The 20,970-nt window shown below is 52.1% G+C and carries 18 protein-coding genes; 7 read left to right on the forward strand and 11 right to left on the reverse strand.

The window, feature by feature from the left end; translation table 11 throughout:
- The first annotated feature begins 146 nt into the window (after nt 1-146).
- Together thrA and BLU47_RS03005 are read left to right on the forward strand one after the other, a co-directional pair.
- Nucleotides 147-2,603: a bifunctional aspartate kinase/homoserine dehydrogenase I gene (thrA, locus tag BLU47_RS03000; RefSeq protein WP_091958171.1), complete on the forward strand. Its 2,457-nt coding sequence runs from the start codon at nt 147-149 to the stop codon at nt 2,601-2,603.
- A 6-nt stretch (nt 2,604-2,609) separates the two neighbouring features.
- A complete protein-coding gene (locus BLU47_RS03005; RefSeq protein WP_091958173.1) occupies nt 2,610-3,848 on the forward strand; it encodes a cofactor-independent phosphoglycerate mutase in 1,239 nt (412 codons plus the stop codon).
- A gap of 90 nt (nt 3,849-3,938) precedes the next feature.
- Here the strand turns inward: BLU47_RS03005 and BLU47_RS03010 are convergent, their stop codons facing one another.
- The 6 genes from BLU47_RS03010 to rfbC form a co-directional block, all read right to left on the reverse strand.
- Nucleotides 3,939-5,144 (reverse strand): tetratricopeptide repeat protein, encoded by a 1,206-nt coding sequence (locus tag BLU47_RS03010; RefSeq protein ID WP_091958175.1) that lies wholly within the window; start codon nt 5,142-5,144, stop codon nt 3,939-3,941.
- A 26-nt stretch (nt 5,145-5,170) separates the two neighbouring features.
- Nucleotides 5,171-7,681: a DNA gyrase subunit A gene (gene gyrA, locus BLU47_RS03015; protein WP_091958178.1), complete on the reverse strand. Its 2,511-nt coding sequence runs from the start codon at nt 7,679-7,681 to the stop codon at nt 5,171-5,173.
- A 360-nt stretch (nt 7,682-8,041) separates the two neighbouring features.
- The gene (locus BLU47_RS03020; RefSeq protein WP_091958181.1) at nt 8,042-8,806 is read right to left on the reverse strand and encodes a nitrilase-related carbon-nitrogen hydrolase; all 765 of its coding nucleotides are present in this window, start codon (nt 8,804-8,806) and stop codon (nt 8,042-8,044) included.
- Nucleotides 8,803-9,597 (reverse strand): DUF4738 domain-containing protein, encoded by a 795-nt coding sequence (locus BLU47_RS03025; RefSeq protein ID WP_091958183.1) that lies wholly within the window; start codon nt 9,595-9,597, stop codon nt 8,803-8,805. The genes BLU47_RS03020 and BLU47_RS03025 overlap by 4 nt, the downstream gene beginning before the upstream one ends.
- Entirely contained in the window at nt 9,598-10,917 is a 1,320-nt protein-coding gene (locus BLU47_RS03030) for a UDP-glucose dehydrogenase family protein (protein ID WP_091958186.1), read from the reverse strand.
- A 51-nt stretch (nt 10,918-10,968) separates the two neighbouring features.
- Nucleotides 10,969-11,517 carry a dTDP-4-dehydrorhamnose 3,5-epimerase gene (gene rfbC, locus BLU47_RS03035; RefSeq protein WP_091958188.1) on the reverse strand — a complete coding sequence of 183 codons (549 nt, stop codon included), beginning with the start codon at nt 11,515-11,517 and terminating at the stop codon, nt 10,969-10,971.
- 96 nt (nt 11,518-11,613) lie between these two features.
- Here rfbC and BLU47_RS03040 point away from each other — a divergent pair, with 96 nt between their 5' ends.
- Together BLU47_RS03040 and BLU47_RS03045 are read left to right on the forward strand one after the other, a co-directional pair.
- Nucleotides 11,614-12,687, forward strand: a complete 1,074-nt coding sequence (locus tag BLU47_RS03040) for an HU domain-containing protein (RefSeq protein WP_091958191.1) — start codon at nt 11,614-11,616, stop codon at nt 12,685-12,687.
- A gap of 3 nt (nt 12,688-12,690) precedes the next feature.
- The gene (locus BLU47_RS03045; protein ID WP_091958194.1) at nt 12,691-13,278 is read left to right on the forward strand and encodes an FHA domain-containing protein; all 588 of its coding nucleotides are present in this window, start codon (nt 12,691-12,693) and stop codon (nt 13,276-13,278) included.
- Here BLU47_RS03045 and BLU47_RS03050 read toward each other — a convergent pair.
- Together BLU47_RS03050 and truA are read right to left on the reverse strand one after the other, a co-directional pair.
- Entirely contained in the window at nt 13,234-14,154 is a 921-nt protein-coding gene (locus BLU47_RS03050; protein ID WP_091958196.1) for a DMT family transporter, read from the reverse strand. The genes BLU47_RS03045 and BLU47_RS03050 overlap by 45 nt on opposite strands.
- An 86-nt stretch (nt 14,155-14,240) precedes the next feature.
- Nucleotides 14,241-14,972, reverse strand: a complete 732-nt coding sequence (truA, locus tag BLU47_RS03055; RefSeq protein ID WP_091958380.1) for a tRNA pseudouridine(38-40) synthase TruA — start codon at nt 14,970-14,972, stop codon at nt 14,241-14,243.
- Between the two features lie 103 nt (nt 14,973-15,075).
- On the opposite strand from truA, the gene BLU47_RS03060 reads away from it, so the two are divergent.
- The gene (locus BLU47_RS03060; RefSeq protein WP_091958199.1) at nt 15,076-15,834 is read left to right on the forward strand and encodes an EFR1 family ferrodoxin; all 759 of its coding nucleotides are present in this window, start codon (nt 15,076-15,078) and stop codon (nt 15,832-15,834) included.
- Between the two features lie 3 nt (nt 15,835-15,837).
- Here BLU47_RS03060 and BLU47_RS03065 read toward each other — a convergent pair whose 3' ends face one another.
- From BLU47_RS03065 to BLU47_RS03075, 3 genes are all read right to left on the reverse strand, one after another.
- Nucleotides 15,838-16,509: a YggS family pyridoxal phosphate-dependent enzyme gene (locus tag BLU47_RS03065; RefSeq protein ID WP_091958202.1), complete on the reverse strand. Its 672-nt coding sequence runs from the start codon at nt 16,507-16,509 to the stop codon at nt 15,838-15,840.
- A 128-nt stretch (nt 16,510-16,637) separates the two neighbouring features.
- A complete protein-coding gene (locus BLU47_RS03070) occupies nt 16,638-17,108 on the reverse strand; it encodes a DUF4494 domain-containing protein (RefSeq protein ID WP_091958205.1) in 471 nt (156 codons plus the stop codon).
- A gap of 17 nt (nt 17,109-17,125) precedes the next feature.
- Complete coding sequence (locus BLU47_RS03075) at nt 17,126-18,394, reverse strand: protein kinase domain-containing protein (protein ID WP_176780424.1); 1,269 nt, start codon at nt 18,392-18,394, stop codon at nt 17,126-17,128.
- 92 nt (nt 18,395-18,486) lie between these two features.
- Between BLU47_RS03075 and BLU47_RS03080 the strand changes: the two genes are divergently transcribed.
- Complete coding sequence (locus tag BLU47_RS03080) at nt 18,487-19,686, forward strand: pyridoxal phosphate-dependent aminotransferase (protein ID WP_091958210.1); 1,200 nt, start codon at nt 18,487-18,489, stop codon at nt 19,684-19,686.
- A gap of 23 nt (nt 19,687-19,709) precedes the next feature.
- Nucleotides 19,710-20,957 carry an ABC transporter permease gene (locus BLU47_RS03085; RefSeq protein WP_091958213.1) on the forward strand — a complete coding sequence of 416 codons (1,248 nt, stop codon included), beginning with the start codon at nt 19,710-19,712 and terminating at the stop codon, nt 20,955-20,957.
- The last annotated feature ends 13 nt before the right edge of the window (nt 20,958-20,970 follow it).

Consider the following 20,970-nt stretch of genomic DNA (forward strand, 5'->3'; position numbering starts at 1 on the left):
CAAAGTTAATGCTTTTTTACGACATGATGAAAAAAAACGCGTTTTCTTTTGTGTTTTTCGCCTTTTTGTACTAATTTTGTCGCGCCGATGGAAAGAAGCCCCGCTCGTTCAGGGGTACCGTCAGGTAAGATAAATCGCATAGCAATATGAAAGTACTTAAATTTGGCGGAACGTCCGTAGGTTCCGTGAAAAGCATTCTTAGCTTGAAGAAAATCGTGGAGACAGAGGCTCGGACGCAACCTGTCGTAGTGGTAGTAAGCGCACTTGGCGGCATCACCGACAAGTTGATAGGAACCTCGCAAATGGCGCTGAACGGTGATGACCGGTGGCGTGAGGAATTCGACGCCATGGTGACGCGCCATCACCAGATGATAGACACCATCATCACGGATGACAAGAAACGTGTAGACTTATTTAATAAGGTAGACCAGCTCTTCGACCAGTTGAAGAGCATCTATTACGGTGTCTTCCTCATCCACGACCTGAGTGAAAAGACACAGGCTGCCATCGTCAGCTACGGTGAACGCCTGTCATCCAATATCGTGGCGTCGCTCATCAAGGGCGGCATCCGCATGAACAGCCGCGACTTCATCCGCACAGAACGCAAGAACGGCAAGCATACGCTGGACTCAGAACTGACCAACCGCTTGGTGCGTGAGGCCTTCCGTCCCGTATGTTGCAGTGCTACTGCAACGAATAAAACGGTGGCTGTCGTACCGGGATTCATCTCGCGCGACCGTGACACTGGGGAGACCACCAACCTCGGAAGAGGCGGCTCTGACTATACCGCTGCCATCATCGCAGCAGCCCTCGATGCCGAGGTACTGGAGATATGGACGGATGTCGACGGTTTCATGACCGCTGACCCGCGTGTCATCAAGACAGCCTATACCATCAACGAACTGTCGTATATCGAGGCGATGGAGCTTTGTAACTTCGGTGCCAAGGTCATCTATCCGCCTACCATCTACCCCGTCTGCGTCAAGAACATACCCATCAAGGTGAAGAACACCTTCAACCCGGAACACCCGGGAACACTCATCAAAGACCATATCGAGAACGACCAGAAACCCATCAAGGGTATCTCCAGCATCAAGGGCACCACCCTCATCACGGTGACAGGTCTCTCGATGGTGGGTGTCATCGGTGTCAACAGACGTATCTTCACCACCCTCGCCAACAAGGGCATCTCCGTGTTCATGGTCAGCCAGGCGTCGTCAGAGAACTCAACGTCTATCGGTGTGCGCGACGAGGATGCCGAGGCTGCCGTAGAGGTGCTGAACGAACAGTTTGCCAAGGAGATAGAGACGGGTGCCATGTTCCCCATGCATGCGGAGAGTGGTCTTGCCACCATCGCCATCGTCGGTGAGAACATGAAACACACCCCGGGTATTGCAGGTAAGCTGTTTGGCACCCTGGGACGCTCGGGAATCTCCGTCATCGCCTGTGCACAGGGTGCCTCGGAGACGAACATCTCGTTTGTCGTTGACGGACGCTTCCTGCGCAAGTCACTCAACGTGCTGCACGACTCGTTCTTCCTCTCAGAATATAAGGTGCTCAACCTCTTCATCTGCGGTGTCGGAACGGTGGGTGGCATGCTCATCGAACAGATTCGCTCGCAGTATGAGGTGCTGATGCAGCGCAACGGACTGAAACTCAACGTGGTGGGTATCGCCTCGTCGAAGAAATACATCCTCGACCGCGACGGTATCGACCTCGCCAACTATAAGGAACAGCTGACGAATGCACCGCTACCGGAACAGAAACTGGGCGATGCCATCATCCAGATGAACATTTTCAACGCCGTCTTCGTAGACTGTACGGCAAGCAAGGACATCGCAGCACTGTACCAGTCATTCCTCGAACATAACATCAGCGTCATTGCCGCCAACAAGATAGCGGCTTCCAGCGACTATGACGCCTACCTCCGACTGAAGAAGACAGCCCGCGACCGCGGCGTGTGGTTCCGCTACGAGACGAACGTGGGTGCCGGACTGCCTATCATCGGAACCATCAACGACCTGCGCAACTCAGGTGACGAGATCCTGAAAATCGAGGCGGTGCTGTCAGGAACGCTCAACTTCATCTTCAACGAGATCAGTGCCGACGTGCCCTTCTCAGAGACCGTACGACGTGCCAAGGAACAGGGCTATTCCGAACCGGACCCACGCATCGACCTCAGCGGTACCGACGTGGTGCGCAAGCTGGTCATCCTCACCCGTGAGGCTGGCTATCAGGTGGAGCAACAGGATGTCGAGAAACACCTCTTCGTGCCCGACGAGTTCTTCAAAGGCAGTGTCGACGACTTCTGGCAACAGCTGCCTGCACTTGATGCAGACTTCGAAAAACGTCGCCAACAGTTGGAGGCGCAGGGTAAGCGCTGGCGCTTCGTGGCTACGATGGAACACGGCAAGACGAACGTCGCCCTGAGAGAGGTAGACCGCAATCATCCGTTCTATAACCTCGAGGGCTCCAACAACATCGTATTGCTGACCACTGAGCGCTACAAGGAATATCCCATGCAGATACAGGGCTATGGTGCCGGAGCCTCCGTCACTGCTGCCGGCGTGTTTGCCAACATCATGTCGATTGCTAACATCTAAGCCGCTATGAAACATATCATCATTCTCGGAGACGGTATGGCTGACCACCAGGTGGCCAGCCTCGGCAATCAAACACTCCTGCAATATGCACGACCGGAATATATGAACATGCTGGCGCGCGAAGGGCGCACAGGACGCCTCGTCACCGTACCTGAAGGATTCCCTCCCGGTTCGGAAGTGGCCAACACAGCCATCCTAGGCTACGACCTCAACAAGGTGTATGAAGGACGTGGACCCCTGGAGGCTGCCAGCATAGGCTACGAGATGGCTGACGACGACTTCGCCATCCGCTGTAACATCATCACCCTGGAAGACGGAAAAATAATCACCCATAATGGCGGCAACCTGGAAACAGAGGATGCCCGCCAGCTCATAGCATACCTCAACCAACACCTAGGATCTGAACGCGTCAAGTTCATCTGTGGCATCCAATATCGCCACCTGCTCGTCATCAAAGGCGGCAACAAACACATCATCTGCAATCCGCCACACGACCATCCCAACGAGCCCTGGCGCCCCCTGCTGGTCAAAGCTGACCCATCAGCCCCATCAGCCCCATCGGCCCCATTATCCCCCCAAGCCACCGCTGACCTGCTGAATGACCTCATCGTGCGCTCCCAGGAATTGCTTGCCAAGCACCCCTACAACCTGGCCAAGGCTGCCAAAGGCGAGCGTCAGGCCAACAGCATCTGGCCCTGGAGTGGAGGCTATCGTCCATCCATGCAGACACTGATGGAGCAGTATCCACAAATCAAGAGCGGTGCCGTCATCTCTGCCGTAGACCTCATACAAGGCATCGGCAAATATGCCGGACTGCGCATCATCAAAGTACCGGGAGCCACCGGACTGGCCAACACCAACTACGAGGGAAAGGCACAGGCGGCCATCGACGCCCTGCGCACGGACGACTTCGTCTTCGTACACGTAGAAGCTACTGACGAGGCAGGGCACGACGGCGACATCGACCTCAAACTGAAAGCCATCGACTACCTCGACAAGCGACTCATCAAGCCCATCTACGAGGCGGTACAACAGATGGACGAACCCGTATGCATCGCCATACTGCCCGACCATCCCACTCCCGTCGAACTGCGCATCCACGTCAACGAACCAGTACCCTTCATCATCTGGTACCCGGGAATCACTCCCGACGACGTACAACACTACGACGAGACCTCCTGCGTCAACGGCTCGTACGGCCTACTGAGGCTTCATGAATTCTTGGAGGAATTTATGAGTGTTTAGAGGTGAGAGGTGAGAGAAATGAAAGAGGTGAGAGAAATGCCTGAGTTTATCAAGCTATTCTCTCACCTCTTACTTCTTACCTCTCACCTCTTATTTATCTGCTTCTGCAGCCTTGGTCTTAGGATCGTCGGCACCATAGAGACCATAGTAGGCCTGGTAGCGGTTGTAGCCCCAGTTGGCAACCTGCTTGTTGGGGTCGAGTTCCTTAGCCTTGTCGAAGGCTTCGATGGCCTGCTTGTAGAGCTCCTTGCTCTTGGCAGCATCGTTCTCGTTGGCAGCCTGTACACTGAGGCAAGCACCCAGATAGGTGAATACGACAGCATTGTCGGGCTTGGCAGCAGCAGCCTTGCGGAGCCACATGGCACCCTCCTCGGCATTGTTGGCATTAACGGCCATCAGACCCTTGTTAGCCAGTGCTGTGAAGGAGTTGGGATACTTAGCCAGGTGCTGGTCGAGGAACTCGTTCTGGGCCTTCTTGTCAAGACCTTCGTACATGCCGTTGATAGCATCTACGATGACCTCGTTCTCGGGCTCAGCGGCATACATCTGCTTCAGCTGGTCAACGAAAGCCAGTGAGTCAGCATGGTTCTTCAGGTTAGAACGCATGGCATAGAGCTGGAAGTTCTCAGCATCCTGCTTCTGGGTGGGATCCTTCTTGGCAATCTCGAAATAACGGTTGGCACGTGCCATATCCTTGGCGTCGAAAGCATAACGACCAGCGAAGAAGGCAACCTGTCCGGCATACTCCTTCTCGGGAGTCTTGTCCATGGCTGCGAAATAGGGATCAGCAGCAGAGTCGGTGAACATACCCCAGAACTTCAGCACGGAGGCATTGTCACCCTTGCGGGCTGCTTCCTGACCGATGTTGACAAGGTGAGAGCGAACGGCCCACAGACGGGCGGCGTTCTTCTCGAACTGAGGCTTTACCTTACCCTTGGCGTTGGGCAGCTGGTCATACTTATTACACTCGATGGCATTCTCGATGGCATCGCAGATGGCGTTAGCCAGTCCGAGGGTGTCGTAGGGCTTCACCTTACCGGTACCCATCTGGACAGCCATCTGGTTCTCGGTCATCGTACCAGTCTCGTTGCTCACCTTGTTCATGGCGAGTTCCACGAGGTGGTTGTAGGCCTCTGCTTTCTCTGCATTGTCAGCCAACTCGTTCAGGTGCTGTTTTACCAGCTGAACGGCCTCGGCATAGTCTTTTGACTTGGTGATGAGCTTGATAGCATCACTCTTGGCAAAGGTCATGGTGCTGGCCATGAGGGCGATTGCCATTACAATTACTTTCTTCATACGATTTTCATTTATTGGTTAGACAATTATTGTTCTTGGTTCAGTTCCTCGTCAACAATCTCAGCTTCCTCCACATCCTCTTCCTGGTTGGACATCACCTTGCAGACAGAAGCAATGGTGTCGTTCTTCTTGGTGAGGTTGATGAGACGGACGCCCTGGGTGGCACGTCCCATGACACGGACGTCAGCAACTTTCAGGCGGATGAGGATGCCCGACTTATTGATGATCATGAGGTCGTTCTCGTCGGTGACCACCTTGATGGCTACCAGACGACCGGTCTTCTCCGTGACAGCGAGCGTCTTGACACCCTTGGTACCACGGTTGGTCTTGCGGTAGTCCTCGATGTCGGAGCGCTTGCCATAGCCATTCTCAGAGACAACCATGATGGTCTCTGTAGCGGGATCGTTGACACATACCATGCCGACAACCTCGTCGTCGCCACCATCGATACGCATACCGATGACACCGGTAGAGACACGTCCCATGGTACGTACCTGGTCTTCGTGGAAGCGTACGGCACGTCCGTTGCGGTTGGCGAGCAGCAGCTCGTTGTTGCCGTTGGTCAGACGAACACCTACCACCTCGTCGCCTTCATTAATATTGATAGCGCGCACACCTGCCGCGCGTACATTCTTATATTGGTCGAGGCGTGTCTTCTTGATGATACCCTGCTTGGTGGCGAAGACAACATAGTGTGACTTCAGGAACTCCTCGTCGTTGAAGTTCTTCACACGCAAGACGGCATTGATGGCGTCGTCGGGCTCGATGTTCAGCATGTTCTGGATAGCACGGCCCTTCGAGTTCTTGTCGCCCTCGGGAATCTCGTAGCACTTCTGCCAGTAGCAGCGTCCCTTCTGGGTGAAGAAGAGCAGCGTGTTATGCATGGTGGCAGGATAGATATACTCGGTGAAGTCGTTGTCACGATGACGGGCAGCCTTGGCACCCACGCCGCCACGTCCCTGCTCATGGAACTCGTCGAGCTTGGTGCGCTTGACATAACCCATGTGGGAGATGGTGATGACAACGGGATCGTCGGGATAGAAGTCCTCGGCATTGAACTCGTGGTCGAAGGGGATAATCTCGGTACGACGGTCGTCGCCATACTTCTCCTTCACCTCCTGCAGCTCCTGCTTCATGACTTCCTTACAACGCTCGGGGTTGTTCAGGATTTCCTCCAGGTCGGCGATGAGCTTCATCAGATCGTCGAACTCCTGGTGCAGCTGGTCGACACGCAGACCGGTCAACTGGCTCAGACGCATGTCGACGATAGCCTTGGACTGCAACTCGTCGAGGTTGAAGCGGGCCTCCAAGTTACGCTGGGCGTCACTGGGGGTCTTGCTGTTTCTGATAATATGTACGACCTCGTCGATATTGTTGACGGCAATGATCAAACCCTCGAGGATGTGGGCACGCTCCTGGGCTTTCTTCAGGTCGTACTTGGTGCGACGGATGGTCACATCATGACGGTGCTCAACGAAGTACTTGACGCACTCCTTCAGTGTGAGCAGACGGGGACGACCCTTTACCAAGGCGATGTTATTCACTGAGAATGAGCTCTGTAGAGCCGTCATCTTAAACAGTTTATTCAACAACACATTGGCATTGGCATCACGCTTGCAGTCGACCACGATACGCATACCCTGACGACCGGACTCGTCGTTGACGTTGGCCACACCTTCTATCTTATGCTCGTTGGCGAGGTCAGCGATATACTTCACGAGGTCGGCCTTGTTGACACCATAGGGAATCTCGGTGACGACAATCTTGTCGTGGGTCTCGCCAGACTCTATCTCAGCCTTGGCACGCATCACAATACGGCCCCTACCCGTCTCGTAGGCATCACGAACACCCTGCAGACCGTAGATATAGGCTCCTGTGGGGAAGTCTGGTCCGGGGATATAGCGCATCAGTCCATCGGTATCGATATCGGGGTTGTCGATATAGGCACAGCAGCCGTCGATGACCTCACCCAGGTTATGGGTGGGCATGTTGGTAGCCATACCCACGGCAATACCATTACCACCGTTGACCAGCAGGTTAGGAATCTTCGTAGGCATCACGCTGGGCTCTACCAGCGAGTCGTCGAAGTTGTTGACCATATCGACGGTGTCCTTCTCCAGGTCGTCCATGATATGCTCACCCATCTTCGAGAGACGGCACTCGGTATAACGCATGGCGGCTGGTGAGTCACCATCCACAGAACCGAAGTTACCCTGTCCGTCGACGAGCGTATAGCGCATGTTCCATTCCTGGGCCATGCGTACCAAAGCGCCGTATACAGAGGAGTCACCGTGGGGGTGGTACTTACCAAGCACCTCACCGACTACGCGGGCACACTTCTTATAGGGTTGCGTACTGACGTTGTTGATGCCCATCATACCATACAGGATACGGCGATGAACAGGCTTGAAACCATCGCGCACGTCAGGAAGAGCACGCGCCACGATAACGGACATCGAATAGTCGATGTAAGAGGACTTCATCTCCTCTTCGATGTTGATTTTAACGATTCTGTCGTTGTCAAAAGTTTGATCCATCTTATTATTTGACTATCTAATTTATTTGACTATTTTACAATTGGTAACCCTAACCCTAACCTTAACCTTAACCCTAACGTTAACCACTTGGAGGTTAGTTCTGAGCGAAGCGCGCTCGACCTATGGTCGCTTTCTGAGCGAAGCGCGCTCGACCTATGGTCGCTTTGCTTGCAAAGAATTTAATCTTTAATTTTTAATCTTTAATCTCCAACGTTTATTGTTATTTCGCGTTTAAGGCCATTTTAAAGCCCGCTGACGCATTTTACCTATTTTTTATTAGCGTACAAAGGTAGAAAAAATTTGGGAAATAAACGAAAGAAAACGAAAGAAAACGAAAGAATTAAGGAATTTTTAAGAGTTTTATTCGTCACGGTCGTCCAGAACGCGGAATTTTGCCCTTCTTCGCGCTAATTCTGCCAAATCCAACTCGACGGTAAGGCCTTGTTGGAGGTGTTTCTGACATTGTGCCAGGGTGCGTCCGATAGCATCCACCACCACACTGGCACCGGCATAGTGGCTATAGGCATCGTCGCCCACCCTGTTGACACCTATCAGATAGCACTGGTTCTCGATGGCTCGTGCCCGCGTGAGGATCTGCCAGGCCGACTGACGCGACTCGGGCCAGTTGGCAACAACCACGATGGCATCGTAGGCGCGGTCGGTAGCATAGCGGCTCCAACAGGGGAAGCGGAGGTCGTAGCAGGTGAGCAACAAGAGGCGAGAACCCGCGAATTCAACGATGGCATGCTGTTGACCTGCCGTATAGTAGCGGTCTTCATGGCCATAGGTAAAGAGATGGTGCTTGTCGTAGTAGGAAACGCTACCGAGTCGTCCGTCAACGAAATAATGGCGGTTGCGATAGGTGCCGTCAGTCAGCTGGAGGGCCACACTGCCACTGATGGCACAGTGGCGCTGTCGGGCTTCCTCTTGCATCCACTGCAGCGCACTGTTGTCGCACTCCTGATGGGCGATACCCTCGGGCTTGGTGGCAAAGCCTGTCGTCCACATCTCAGGCAGCACATAGAGGTCGCTGTCCGGATGTGCATCGAGCAGTCGCGCAGCCTCCTGCATGTTAGCCTCAGGCTGTGCCCAGCGGATGTCTGTTTGTAAGAGTGTTACTTTCAATATTCCAACAAGTTAGTGGTCTGCTTGCCATCAAACGAGATGACGTTCTCCACCAGGTAACAGGAAGCATCACCCGGTACGCAGATGGAGGCGTTGAGATGGAAACCCTTGGCGTCGGTCTTGTCATACTGCAGGTCGTTGAGCACCGACTGTGCCAGCAACTGCTCAGGGACACGCTTCTGGTACTGCTGCTTGCGGAAGTCCTTGGAGAACAGCTGACGGTCGCCACGGAAGATGCTGAGGTGGATGATGTTGTCGTAGTAGACATTCTCCACGTCCAGCCCGTCTTCATTCAACGTATGACGCGTGACCTTGTATTTCGTCGGATTGATGGCGATATAGAGGTGGTAGCGCTCGTTGTTCCAGAAGACGACGGTATCGCGCTTCAGCACGCTGGTCAGCGTCAGCACCTTCGTATCCTCGCGCTGGAAGTCGTCCTTGAGGTCGTCATCCTTGTTGAGCTTCATCAGTTCGTCGTTCTGTCCCCTGAACCACAACACATGCTCTGTGTGTTTCTCGATATGATATCGTGCCGTACTTCCGATATAAAGCGTATCGCCCACCACCTTGAAATAGGAGGGCACACTGGTGGAATCGGCATAGAACACGCTGTCGCCTTGTATCTTGAAGACCACATCCTCCGTGTCATCATCCACCCAGACACCCTGGAGCAACTGCTTGGCCTCCAGACTCTCCGGAGCGTCAGCAGGATTGCCCTGACGCCCACCACAGCTGGTAATCGCTGTGGCGAGCATCATCATAAGGGCGAGCACTTTTAGGTAGTATTTCATTTATTTTCCAATACAATGGTATTCAAAGCCGTTCTCTGCCAACTCTTCTGAATCGAAGATGTTACGGCCGTCGATGACCAGCGGACGACGCATGGCTTTCTTGATGACTGCCCACGTAGGCAGACGGAACTCCTTCCACTCGGTCAGCAACAGCAGGGCATCAGCATCCAGCACGGCATCGTACATATCATTACAGTAGGTCACCGTGTCGCCTATCCTGCGATTGCACTCATCCATGGCGACAGGGTCGTAGGCACGGATGGTACAGCCAGCATCCTGCAACAGCTTGATCATCACCAGTGCGGTGGATTCGCGCATATCGTCAGTCTCGGGCTTGAAAGAGAGGCCCCACATGGCAATGGTCTTGCCCTTGAGCGACTGACCACCATAGGCTTTCTGCAGTTTCTCGAAGAGGATGCTCTTCTGACGCTCGTTGACACGCTCGACAGCCTTCAGCACTTCCATCGAATAGCCGTTCTGGTCGGCCGTCTTGATGAGGGCCTTCACATCCTTGGGGAAACAGCTGCCGCCATAGCCACAGCCGGCATAGAGGAACTTACGACCAATACGGGTGTCGGCACCAATACCTGCACGTACCATGTTAACGTCAGCCCCTACCCGTTCGCACAGGTTGGCAATGTCGTTCATGAACGAGATACGGGTGGCCAGCATCGAGTTGGCAGCATATTTGGTCATCTCTGCCGAGGGGATATCCATGAAGATCACACGGAAGTTATTCAGCAGGAAGGGCTTGTAGAGTTTGGTGAGCACTTTCTTGGCGTGCTCGCTCTCCACACCGACAACCACACGGTCGGGTGACATGAAGTCCTTGATGGCGTTACCCTCCTTGAGGAACTCAGGGTTAGAGGCCACATCGAACTCCAGGTCCTTGATGCCACGCTTCTCCAACTCTTCCTCAATGGTCTTGCGCACTTTGGCAGCCGTTCCTACAGGAACTGTCGACTTGGTGACCACCACCGTATAGTGGTTGATATGCTGACCGATGGTACGAGCCACCTGCAGCACGTATTTCAAGTCGGCAGAGCCATCCTCGTCAGGGGGTGTTCCCACGGCAGAGAACACGATCTGCACATCGTCGAGCACTGAAGCCAGGTCGGTGGTGAAATGCAGTCGTCCTGCCTTGACATTCTTAAGAACGAGCTCGTCAAGACCCGGTTCGAAAATGGGTATCTCACCGTTCTTCAGACGTTCTATCTTCTGTGCGTCTACATCAACACACGTCACATTGGCACCCGTATCAGCAAAACATGTTCCTGATACCAGACCCACATATCCTGTTCCTACAATTGCTATATTCATATCTCTGAGCCGCGAAGCGGCGAATTTAATCTTTAATTTTTAATCTTTAATCTATTCGAAGACTTCCGCGTCCTTCAGGAAGGGCTGCTTCAGGTCTTTCTCACTGGTGATGACCTTGCCGAGGTCGATAGGCCACTGGATGCCTACGTCGGGATCGTTCCAACGGATACCGGCATCAGCCTGTGGGGCATAGGCATTATCCACCTTATAACAGAAGATAGCCTCGTCGCTTAATACGAGGAAGCCATGGGCAAAGCCACGGGGAATAAAGAACTGACGCTTGTTCTCGTCACTCAGCTCCACCATGACATGCTTGCCAAACGTAGGACTCGACTTGCGGATATCGACAGCCACGTCGAGCACCTTGCCCTTGATGACACGTACCAGCTTTGCCTGTGAACAGGCGCCCTTCTGGTAGTGCAGGCCGCGCAAGACACCATAGCTGGACTTCGACTCGTTGTCCTGAACGAAGTCTATCTTACCAATATGCTGTTCGAATTCCTCCTTCTTCCAAGCCTCAAAAAAGTATCCGCGCGAATCGTTAAATACGCGTGGTTCAATAACATACACCCCTTTGATTAAAGTTTCTTTGTATTCCATTAACTCGTTATTATAACTTTTATTGGGTACAAAGGTACAAAAAATTTTTGGCACAACACTTGTTTGTTTCGTAAAAAAATCGTAATTTTGCAGACGATGATTGAGTTAAATCGACATATAGAGATACTCCTTTTGGAGAACGAATGTGTGATAGTGCCTGATTTTGGGGGATTTATGACACATTACGTCGCTGCACGATATGATGCCGACGACCAATCTTTTATTCCTCCTCTACGGACACTCGGCTTCAATCCGCAGTTGCGACTGAACGATTCCGTATTGGCACAGTCCTATGTGGAAGCGTACGACATCAGCTATCCTGAGGCTATGCGCAGGATAGAAGAAGAGGTAAAGGAACTGAAGGACATCTTGAGCGAGCAAGGCAGCTACGCCATGAGCAACCTCGGTACGCTGACCGTCAACCAGGAGGGTAACTACGAGTTTGAGCCCTATGAGTCGGGCATCCTCTCTCCAGAGCTGTATGGCCTTAATTCTTTCCAGTTCCAGAAGCTGAAGACAGGAAAGATGGAAGAGAAGACTGCTGCCAAGCAGGTGCTACTCCCTACCCGACACGAGATAGCAGAACAGCAGGAGGAAGAACCTGCCTTGATAGAATTCGGAGAGACCAGTGATACCGATAACCACAGTGATGTGTTACGCATCAAGATGTCGTGGATTCGCAATACGGTAGCCGTTGCTGCCGCCATCATTGCTTTCTTCCTCATGAGCACACCGGTCATTAATAGTGATTTAGGTACGCGCACGATGAGTAACCTGCAGGGCAACATCATCTACAAGCTGATGCCCAAGGACAGCAACGTCATTCCCGCTGACCCCGTCAAAGACACCATTCCCACGAAGAACGTCCAGACGAGTCCCGTCAGCAAAAAGGAGGACACCACTCCGAAGCAGGCTGAAGAGAGTGCCAATGCCAAGCGCTATTGCGTGGTGGTTGCCAGTCAGGTCAGAAAGAGCAATGCCGAGGATTTTGTTGAGCAGCTTCACCGTCAGGGATATCCCGAAGCCCGTATTTACATCTACAAGAATGTTGTTCGCGTGCTGTGCGGTGAGTATGACACTGAGGCTGAAGCCAACAGCAAGAAACAAAAGCTGAATCAGAAACCGGGCTTTGAAGAAGCTTGGGTTTACAAGAAAAAAGCAGAAGTATAAAGCATGAAACGTGTAAGATGCCCCAAGTGCGACAGCTACATCACGTTTGACGAGACGAAATACACGTCTGGTCAGTCGTTGGTATTCAAGTGCAATGAGTGCGGAAAGGAGTTTGGCATTCGCATCGGCGTATCCAAACTACGCAGTACCCAGAAAGAGGAATCCAAAGAATTAGACCAACTCACCTCCAACAATTCTCTCACCTCTGACCTCTCACCTCTCACCTCTAAAACTGGCTGCATCATCGTCATTGAGAACGTGTTCCACTTCAAACAGGTCATTCCCCTGCAGATGGGCAACAACGTGATAGGCCGCTACCAAAAAGGGAATCCAGCCAACTGCACGTTCGAGACCGTCGACCCCAGTGTAGACCTGAACCACTGCACCATCAATGTCAGCCGCGACAAGAAGGGCGGTCTTCGCTATACACTTTTTGACAACAACAGCAATACCGGTACGTTTGTGGGTGACGTGGAGTTACAGCCCCGCGAACGTCGCATCATAGAGGATGGCACCCTCTTCACCTTAGGTGCCACCAGCATCATCCTACGCACTGCCGATAGCGAGGAAGATCATTCCCAACAAGACTAATGCCAGGTCGAAAGCCTTCGCCTTAAGGTTCTTCTCGTGAAAGAAGGCTGCTCCGAACAGGAAACTGACCACCACACTACCTCTGCGCACCATAGACACAATGGATATCATCGCTTCCGGCATCGACAGCGAGTAGAAATACATGAAGTCTGCTGTAGACAGGAACAGGCTCACCCCAACAATCGACCAATGCCAGTGGAACGGGGTGATCTCCTTACGATGGGGCCACCAGATAATCACCAACATGGCCAGCATCAACCCACATTGGTAGAAGTTATACCATGCCTGCACCAGCATACGGTTCAGTCCGACGCCCCCACTCTCTACCGGAGCCATCAGGTATTTGTCGTACAGGCCACTGACAGCACCCAGTGCCGACGCACCCACTATCATCCATATCCAGTGGTCGTGCTTGAAGTCGATACCTTCTTTCTTGCCACTCTTGCTCAACAGCAGGAAGGAGAGCACCGCCAGTGCCACACCAGCCCACTGCCATCCGTTCAGTCGCTCGCCAAACACCAGCAGGGCACCCACCAACACCATCACCGGACGTGTGGCATTAATCGGACCAACTATCGTCAGCGGCAGGTGCTTCATGCCGAAATAGCCCAGCACCCAGCTGGACAGCACGATCAGCGCCTTCACGAGAATATACTTATGCTCATTCCATCCACCATCCGACACGTAGAAGATAGAACCATCCAACGTATCCGTCGTTGCACTCAGCACGATAAACGGCAAGAATATCAGCGACGAGAACAACGTATTCAAAAACAATACCGGAATAACGGCATTCGACTTCAACGCCTGTTTCTTAAACGAATCATAGCACCCCAACAGGGCTGCTGACATAAATGCTAAAATTAACCAAGCCATATTTAACCTTAACGTTAACGTTAACCTTAACCATTTCTCACCTCTTAATTCCTAAGCCGCGAAGCGGCGCATTTAATTTTTAATTTTTAATATTTAATTTCTTCAAGGAAGAGTCCTTTCGCTGGCATCGACTCACCCGCCTGCGTACGTTTCTTACCCTCAATGACCAACCGGAACTCATCCAGCGACATGCGACCACGTCCCACCTCAACCAGTGTTCCTACCACAGCACGTACCATGTTACGCAGGAAGCGGTTGGCCGTAATCTCGAAATACCACTCCGTAGGCGACGTCTGCACCCAACGGGCCTCTGTCACCTTGCACAACGTGGTCTTCACGTCAGAGCCAGCCTTGCAAAAAGCCCCGAAATCCTCATATTCCATCAGTATCCGTCCAGCCTCATTCATCAGCGCATAGTCCAACTGATAATGTATCTCCAGAGAATACTGTTGCAAGAACGGCGACTTATGGGTATGTATATAATAATGGTACGTGCGCGAGGTCGCAGAGAAACGAGCGTGCATATCATCAGCCACCCGCTGGATGCTATATACGGCAATGTCGTCGTGCAGCAGACCGTTCAACTTCTTCACCATCAGGGCGGTGTCCAACACCTGCTCCGTGTCGAAATGGGCAGCCATCTGTCGGGCATGCACACCAGCATCCGTCCTTCCGGCACCTGTCACACTGACCTCCTCACGCATCAACAGCGACAGACAACGCTGCAACTCACTCTGCACCGTCACCCCATTGGGCTGTATCTGCCAACCGTGATAGTTGGCCCCATCGTAGCCAAACCAGATAAAATATCGCATAATCGCCTGCAAAGTTACCACTATTTTTGCACTTTATGGCTGTTTACAAAACAAATTTGCAAATTATTTCGTAATTTCGCAGCCAGATAATTTTACGAATAGTGATATGATTTTCTATTTTTCAGGTACAGGAAACACGAAATGGGTGGCTCAGCAACTGGCTGAGGCTACTGGTGACACGTTATATTACATCCCCGACGAGTTGCGCAAAGGGAAGCTTCACTACACTTTGCAACCGGGTGAAAGACTGGGATTCTGCTTCCCTACTCACGGATGGCAACCGCCACATATCGTCAGGGAGTTTATTAAGAACGCTAACGTTAACCTTAACGGGAACTATATTTATGCGGTGACGACGTGTGGGGATAATATGGGGTATGCGATGCGGATTCTGAACAAGGAGTTGAGCGCTAAGGGGTTGCAGACGGATGCGACATTTGCCGTGCTGATGCCGGAGTCTAACGTGTGTTTCTCTTTCCTGCATCTGGACACGCCAGAACGGGAACAGCAGAAAATCACGGCGGCACGGGAGAAGGTAGCACATATCTGTCAGGTGGTGAAAGACAAGCAGCAGGGTGTCGAGGAACTCATCAAGGGTGCCATCCCATTTACCTATACCTACGTCATTGGTGGCTACTATAACAAGCACCTGATTACCGACAAGCACTTCTGGGTGGACGAGGATGCCTGTATCCAGTGTGGATTATGTGCCCGCCTGTGTCCTGTCGATGATATAGAAGGACTGCCGCCACGCTGGAAGCATAACGGCAGTTGTACGAATTGTCTTGCCTGCTATCACCACTGTCCCAAGCATGCCATACACTGGGGGAAAATGAAGAGAGGACAGTACTTGTTTAATCTTTAATTTTTAATATACCCTCGGTCCAAAGATTGTGGTGCCGACGCGGACCATGGTGGAGCCTTCTTCGATGGCGATGAGGTAGTCGTGGCTCATGCCCCAGGAGCGTTCGCAGAACCAGGGGGCGTCAGCGAAGTACTGGGCTTTCAGTTCGTCAAACAGGTTGTGGGCGATGCGGAACTCAGAGCGGATCTGTTGCTCGTCATCGACATTGGAGGCCATCATCATCAGACCACAGATGCGAACGTGCTTCAAGTCACGCCAGGCACCATCGGCCAACAGTTGGCGACAGGCATCAGGCGTAAGACCGTATTTCGTCTCTTCCTCTGCGATGTGCAGTTCAAGGAGCACATCGATAACACGCTCATTCTTAGCAGCTTCCTTGTCAATCTCACGAAGTAACTTTAACGAGTCAACAGCCTCGATCATCGTGATGTAAGGGGCAATATACTTCACCTTGTTGGTCTGCAGATGACCGATGAAATGCCACTGGATATCCTTGGGCAGCGTCTCCACCTTGCCACGTAGTTCCTGTTCGTGGCTCTCACCAAAGATGCGCTGTCCTTCCTCATAGGCTGCCTCGATATACTCATTGGGATGGAACTTGCTGATGGCCACCAGTCGGACACCCTCAGGCAAGTGACTGAGAACAGCGTGAAGACTCTCTTTTACGTTAAACATTAACTAAAATTGAAGAATTGAAAAATTGAAAAATTGAAGAATTCTTGGCAGAGCCAAGCGACCAAAGGTCGAGCGCACCGCTTCGCGGTTCAAACACATATTAACCAATAACTGGTAACCAATAACCGTTAAGAGTTAGGGTTAGGGTTAACGTTAGCGTTATACTCAAAGACGTCCATGAGGGTGGTTTCGGCAACGGAAGCGATGACGTAGTCGATCATGGAGCCGCCCATGACTTCGTCGATGTTCTTCACGGCACCATTCAGGGTTCCGGCCTGTACCAGGTAGTTGACGTTGGAGCGTTTCTCTTTCTCGGTCTTCTCGTCGATGGTGATGAACTGCAGTTTGGCCTTATACCACTTGTCTGCCATCTCCTCATCGCTGAAGAACACCTCTCCATAGGGGGCTATCTTGATGTCCTTGACCTTGAATTCACCGCTGATATAGCTCGACATCTCTTCCATGATGCGCTTCTCTGCCTCGGTGAAGCTCAGGGCGTCAACGACATAATTCTCTATTACTTTCTTCTGCAAGCCGTCTTCCATGACTTTCTCATAGCTTATCTTGCACTCAAACCAGGTTGCTGTTCTTGATCTCATGATGTTGTTATGTTAATTTATTTCTGAATTCCACGGGCATTTGTCGACCCCAACTGACGTCTCTTCTCATTGGTGATACGCTCGATAATCTCGCTGGCAATGAGTTGGGAGCGCTCGGGAGTCAGGCTGGCTTCCTCGCCTAACTGCTGCTGAACCTCCATCAGTTCCTTGAGGGTTGCCTGATTGTCAGCCATGAATTTCTTCTCGCTGACATTCATATAGTCTTTGTTATAGATTTTCGAGAGGATGCGGTCTGCCTCCTTCTCGTAACGCTTGCGGAAAATCTGCTCTGCCTTGGCTTGATACTCAGCGTCATTGGCGGCCATATCAGCACTGTCACTGACGCTCTCGTCGTCAGCAGCACCCAGTGTCGATGGGTCAAAGCCCTCGTCCAACGGGTTGGTCTGCGGATTCTCGGGGGCTGGCTTCACAAACTCTACCGGATGCGACTCAGGGAACATATCGAAATAGACTGCCAGGCACACCAATGCGATGGCACAGGCGACTACCAGACTGATCACGGAGTTCTTCGTCTGACGACGCTTCTGCAGGTTTTTCAACATCTCCTCGGGTGTCTGGAACCGTTCTTCGGGTTCGGTACTGGTGGCTTTCTTCAAGGCCTGCTTGTATTCCAGCGGCATCTCAGCACGTTCAAAGAGCACACTCATGAACTTACCGATGGAGTATACGTCGCAACGCTCGTCTACCGTACCACCATTCAGTACTTCGGGAGCCACGAACTCGGCATCGCTGCCATAGAACGCCTGCTGGTCCTTCATACCCAGGTAATAGGAACCGTGCGACAACAGCTTCACGGCATGGTCACCTTTCCTGACAAACACCGTGCGGGGTGAGAAGCAGACATGGTAGATGCCTTGCTGGTGGAGGTAGGTGGTGATGTCAACCAGCGACCGCATTACCTCGTCGATGAAACCCTTCTGGGCAACGACGGCAGGTGACTCGTTGAGCAACTGCTCAAAAGACAGGTACGTTCCTATCTCTATATCCAGCTGACTAATCTCCTTCTCGTCGGTTGATGGTGCAAAGTGCAACTGGTGGACATTCGACAGCTTGCCATTCTCCTGGCACTCCTTCTGCAGTGCCTTGGTAAACACAATCTGCTGATGCAGTTGGGGATTAATCTTGATGATGCCCCGATACTTCTCGTCAATCTGCGTACGGTAATAGTCACCGATGGGTAAATGTGTCAAATTCTGCTTTCCGCTGCTTTTCGTTGCTAACAATTCCTCGTAGTTCATACGCTCTTTCTTGATTTCGTCGTGCAAAATTACATATAAAAAGGGAAACACCAAAAAAAATTTGGATTTTTGCTCACGAAATTGTACCTTTGCATGCAAAATACGAAAATAAGAGTATTATGCCAGAAATATCAGTACGCGGACTGGAAATGCCGGAGTCTCCTATCAGGAAACTCGCACCCCTGGCCGCTGCCGCTAAGAAACGCGGTACGAAAGTCTATCATCTGAACATCGGACAACCTGACCTGCCAACACCACAAGTAGGACTGGACGCCCTGAAGAAAATCGACAGAAACATCCTTGAGTATTCTCCCTCACAGGGCTATCTCAGCTACCGTGAGAAGCTCGTCAGCTACTACGCGAAATACAACATCAACGTGACGGCTGACGATATCATCATCACCTCAGGGGGTAGCGAGGCAGTGCTCTTTGCCTTTTTGTCGTGTCTGAACCCGGGTGACGAGATTATCGTTCCGGAGCCTGCCTACGCCAACTATATGGCCTTCGCCATCTCTGCGGGTGCTAAGATACGTACCATCGCAACCACCATTGACGAGGGCTTCTCACTGCCTAAGGTGGAGAAATTCGAGGAGCTCATCAACGACCGTACGCGTGCTATCATGATCTGTAACCCGAACAACCCAACGGGCTATCTCTATACGCGTCGGGAGATGAACCAGATCCGTGACCTGGTGAAGAAATACGACCTATACCTCTTCTCTGACGAGGTGTATCGTGAATATATCTATACGGGATCACCCTATATCTCTGCCTGTCATCTGGAAGGCATCGAACAGAATGTCATCCTCATCGACTCCGTATCAAAGCGCTATTCTGAGTGTGGTATCCGCATAGGAGCCCTTATCACGAAGAATGCCGAGGTCAGGAAAGCGGTGATGAAGTTCTGTCAGGCACGTCTCTCCCCTCCCCTCATCGGACAGATTGTTGCCGAGGCTTCGCTGGATGCTCCCGAGGAGTACTATCGTGACGTATATGATGAGTATGTAGAGCGTCGTAAGTGTCTGATTGACGGACTGAACCGCATACCGGGCGTCTACTCGCCCATCCCAATGGGTGCTTTCTATACCGTTGCCAAGCTGCCCGTTGACGATGCTGAGAAGTTCTGCCGCTGGTGTCTTTCTGAGTTTGAATATGAGGGTGAGACGGTGATGATGGCTCCTGCCGCCGGTTTCTATACCACACCAGGAGCAGGCATCAACCAGGTACGTATTGCCTACGTATTGAAAAAGGAGGATCTGGAACGCGCCTTGATAGTATTAAGCAAGGCCCTAGAGGCGTATCCAGGAAGGAAAGATTAGGGAAGAGAGGCAAGAGGTAAGCAATGAACCTTCCACTTTTCATAGCCAAAAGAATCTATCAGGCTGACGGTGACCGCCAGGAGGTGAGTCGCCCAGCTATCCGTATCGCTACCATTGGTGTTGCCATCGGACTGGCGGTGATGATTATCACCGTGAGTGTCGTGTTCGGTTTCAAGCACACCATCCGTGACAAGGTGGTGGGCTTTGGCAGTCATATACGCGTAGAGAGCTTTATGGCGCAGCAGACGGCCAGTCCGGTACCTATCTGTATCAGTGACACGCTGATGCGCCAGTTGCGGAAGACGTCCGGGGTGCAGCATGTGGCACGATACACCATGACACAGGGTATCCTGAAGGTAGAGGGTGACTTCATGGGGGTGGCCTTCAAGGGTATCGGACAGGACTATGACACCCACTTCCTGCAACAGCACCTGACAGACGGCAAGATGCCTGTCTTCAGCAGCGAGAAGCTGTCCTACCAACTGCTGATATCACAGTGGATGGCTGACAAGCTGTCACTCAAGGTGGGTGACCGCGTGTTTGCCTACTTTATCGGTAAAGATGATGTGCGCACCAGGAAGTTCACCATCTCAGGCATCTACCAGACGAACATGACGCAGTTCGACCAACTGCTCTGTTTCACTGACTACCGCATACCCATCCGACTGAATGGCTGGGAGGCTGACCAATGCAGTGGGGCGGAGATTCTCGTTAAAGACTTCAACCAACTGGACGAGACGACGCATGCCGTGCAACGGTTGGTGAACCACGACAGTGACAAATATGGGGAGACCTATACCTCGCAAAATATCCACGACGCCTATCCGCAGATATTCTCATGGCTCGAACTGCTCGACATCAACGTGTGGATCATCCTCGTACTGATGGTGTGCGTGGCAGGATTCACCATGGTTAGCGGACTGCTTATCATCATCCTGGAACGTACCCAGATGATTGGACTGCTCAAGGCGCTGGGCGCCCGCAACAAGACGGTACGCCACACTTTCCTGTGGTTTGCCGCCTTCATCATCGGAAGAGGTCTGCTGCTGGGTGACCTCATCGGCATCGGACTGGTCGTCATCCAACGACAGACGGGGTTCATCACCCTCGACCCTGCCAGCTATTATGTAGACACGGCTCCTATGGAACTCAACATCCCCATCATTGTGGCCCTCAACATCGCGACGCTCATCATCAGTGTCCTGGTGCTGATAGCACCGAGTTTCCTGGTATCACATATCCATCCGGCGAAGTCGATGCAGTTTGAATAAGAATTGAAGAATT

Source organism: Prevotella sp. tc2-28, assembly GCF_900107705.1.
Taxonomy (GTDB): Bacteria; Bacteroidota; Bacteroidia; order Bacteroidales; family Bacteroidaceae; genus Prevotella.

What these genes read in the sequence shown, in the direction of transcription:
- thrA (WP_091958171.1), top strand. Translation starts at nt 147, where the DNA reads ATGAAAGTACTTAAATTTGGCGGAACGTCCGTAGGTTCCGTGAAAAGC.
- BLU47_RS03005 (WP_091958173.1), top strand. Translation starts at nt 2,610, where the DNA reads ATGAAACATATCATCATTCTCGGAGACGGTATGGCTGACCACCAGGTG.
- BLU47_RS03010 (WP_091958175.1), bottom strand. Translation starts at nt 5,144, where the DNA reads ATGAAGAAAGTAATTGTAATGGCAATCGCCCTCATGGCCAGCACCATG.
- gyrA (WP_091958178.1), bottom strand. Translation starts at nt 7,681, where the DNA reads ATGGATCAAACTTTTGACAACGACAGAATCGTTAAAATCAACATCGAA.
- BLU47_RS03025 (WP_091958183.1), bottom strand. Translation starts at nt 9,597, where the DNA reads ATGAAATACTACCTAAAAGTGCTCGCCCTTATGATGATGCTCGCCACA.
- BLU47_RS03030 (WP_091958186.1), bottom strand. Translation starts at nt 10,917, where the DNA reads ATGAATATAGCAATTGTAGGAACAGGATATGTGGGTCTGGTATCAGGA.
- rfbC (WP_091958188.1), bottom strand. Translation starts at nt 11,517, where the DNA reads ATGGAATACAAAGAAACTTTAATCAAAGGGGTGTATGTTATTGAACCA.
- BLU47_RS03040 (WP_091958191.1), top strand. Translation starts at nt 11,614, where the DNA reads ATGATTGAGTTAAATCGACATATAGAGATACTCCTTTTGGAGAACGAA.
- BLU47_RS03045 (WP_091958194.1), top strand. Translation starts at nt 12,691, where the DNA reads ATGAAACGTGTAAGATGCCCCAAGTGCGACAGCTACATCACGTTTGAC.
- BLU47_RS03050 (WP_091958196.1), bottom strand. Translation starts at nt 14,154, where the DNA reads ATGGCTTGGTTAATTTTAGCATTTATGTCAGCAGCCCTGTTGGGGTGC.
- BLU47_RS03060 (WP_091958199.1), top strand. Translation starts at nt 15,076, where the DNA reads ATGATTTTCTATTTTTCAGGTACAGGAAACACGAAATGGGTGGCTCAG.
- BLU47_RS03065 (WP_091958202.1), bottom strand. Translation starts at nt 16,509, where the DNA reads ATGTTTAACGTAAAAGAGAGTCTTCACGCTGTTCTCAGTCACTTGCCT.
- BLU47_RS03070 (WP_091958205.1), bottom strand. Translation starts at nt 17,108, where the DNA reads ATGAGATCAAGAACAGCAACCTGGTTTGAGTGCAAGATAAGCTATGAG.
- BLU47_RS03080 (WP_091958210.1), top strand. Translation starts at nt 18,487, where the DNA reads ATGCCAGAAATATCAGTACGCGGACTGGAAATGCCGGAGTCTCCTATC.
- BLU47_RS03085 (WP_091958213.1), top strand. Translation starts at nt 19,710, where the DNA reads ATGAACCTTCCACTTTTCATAGCCAAAAGAATCTATCAGGCTGACGGT.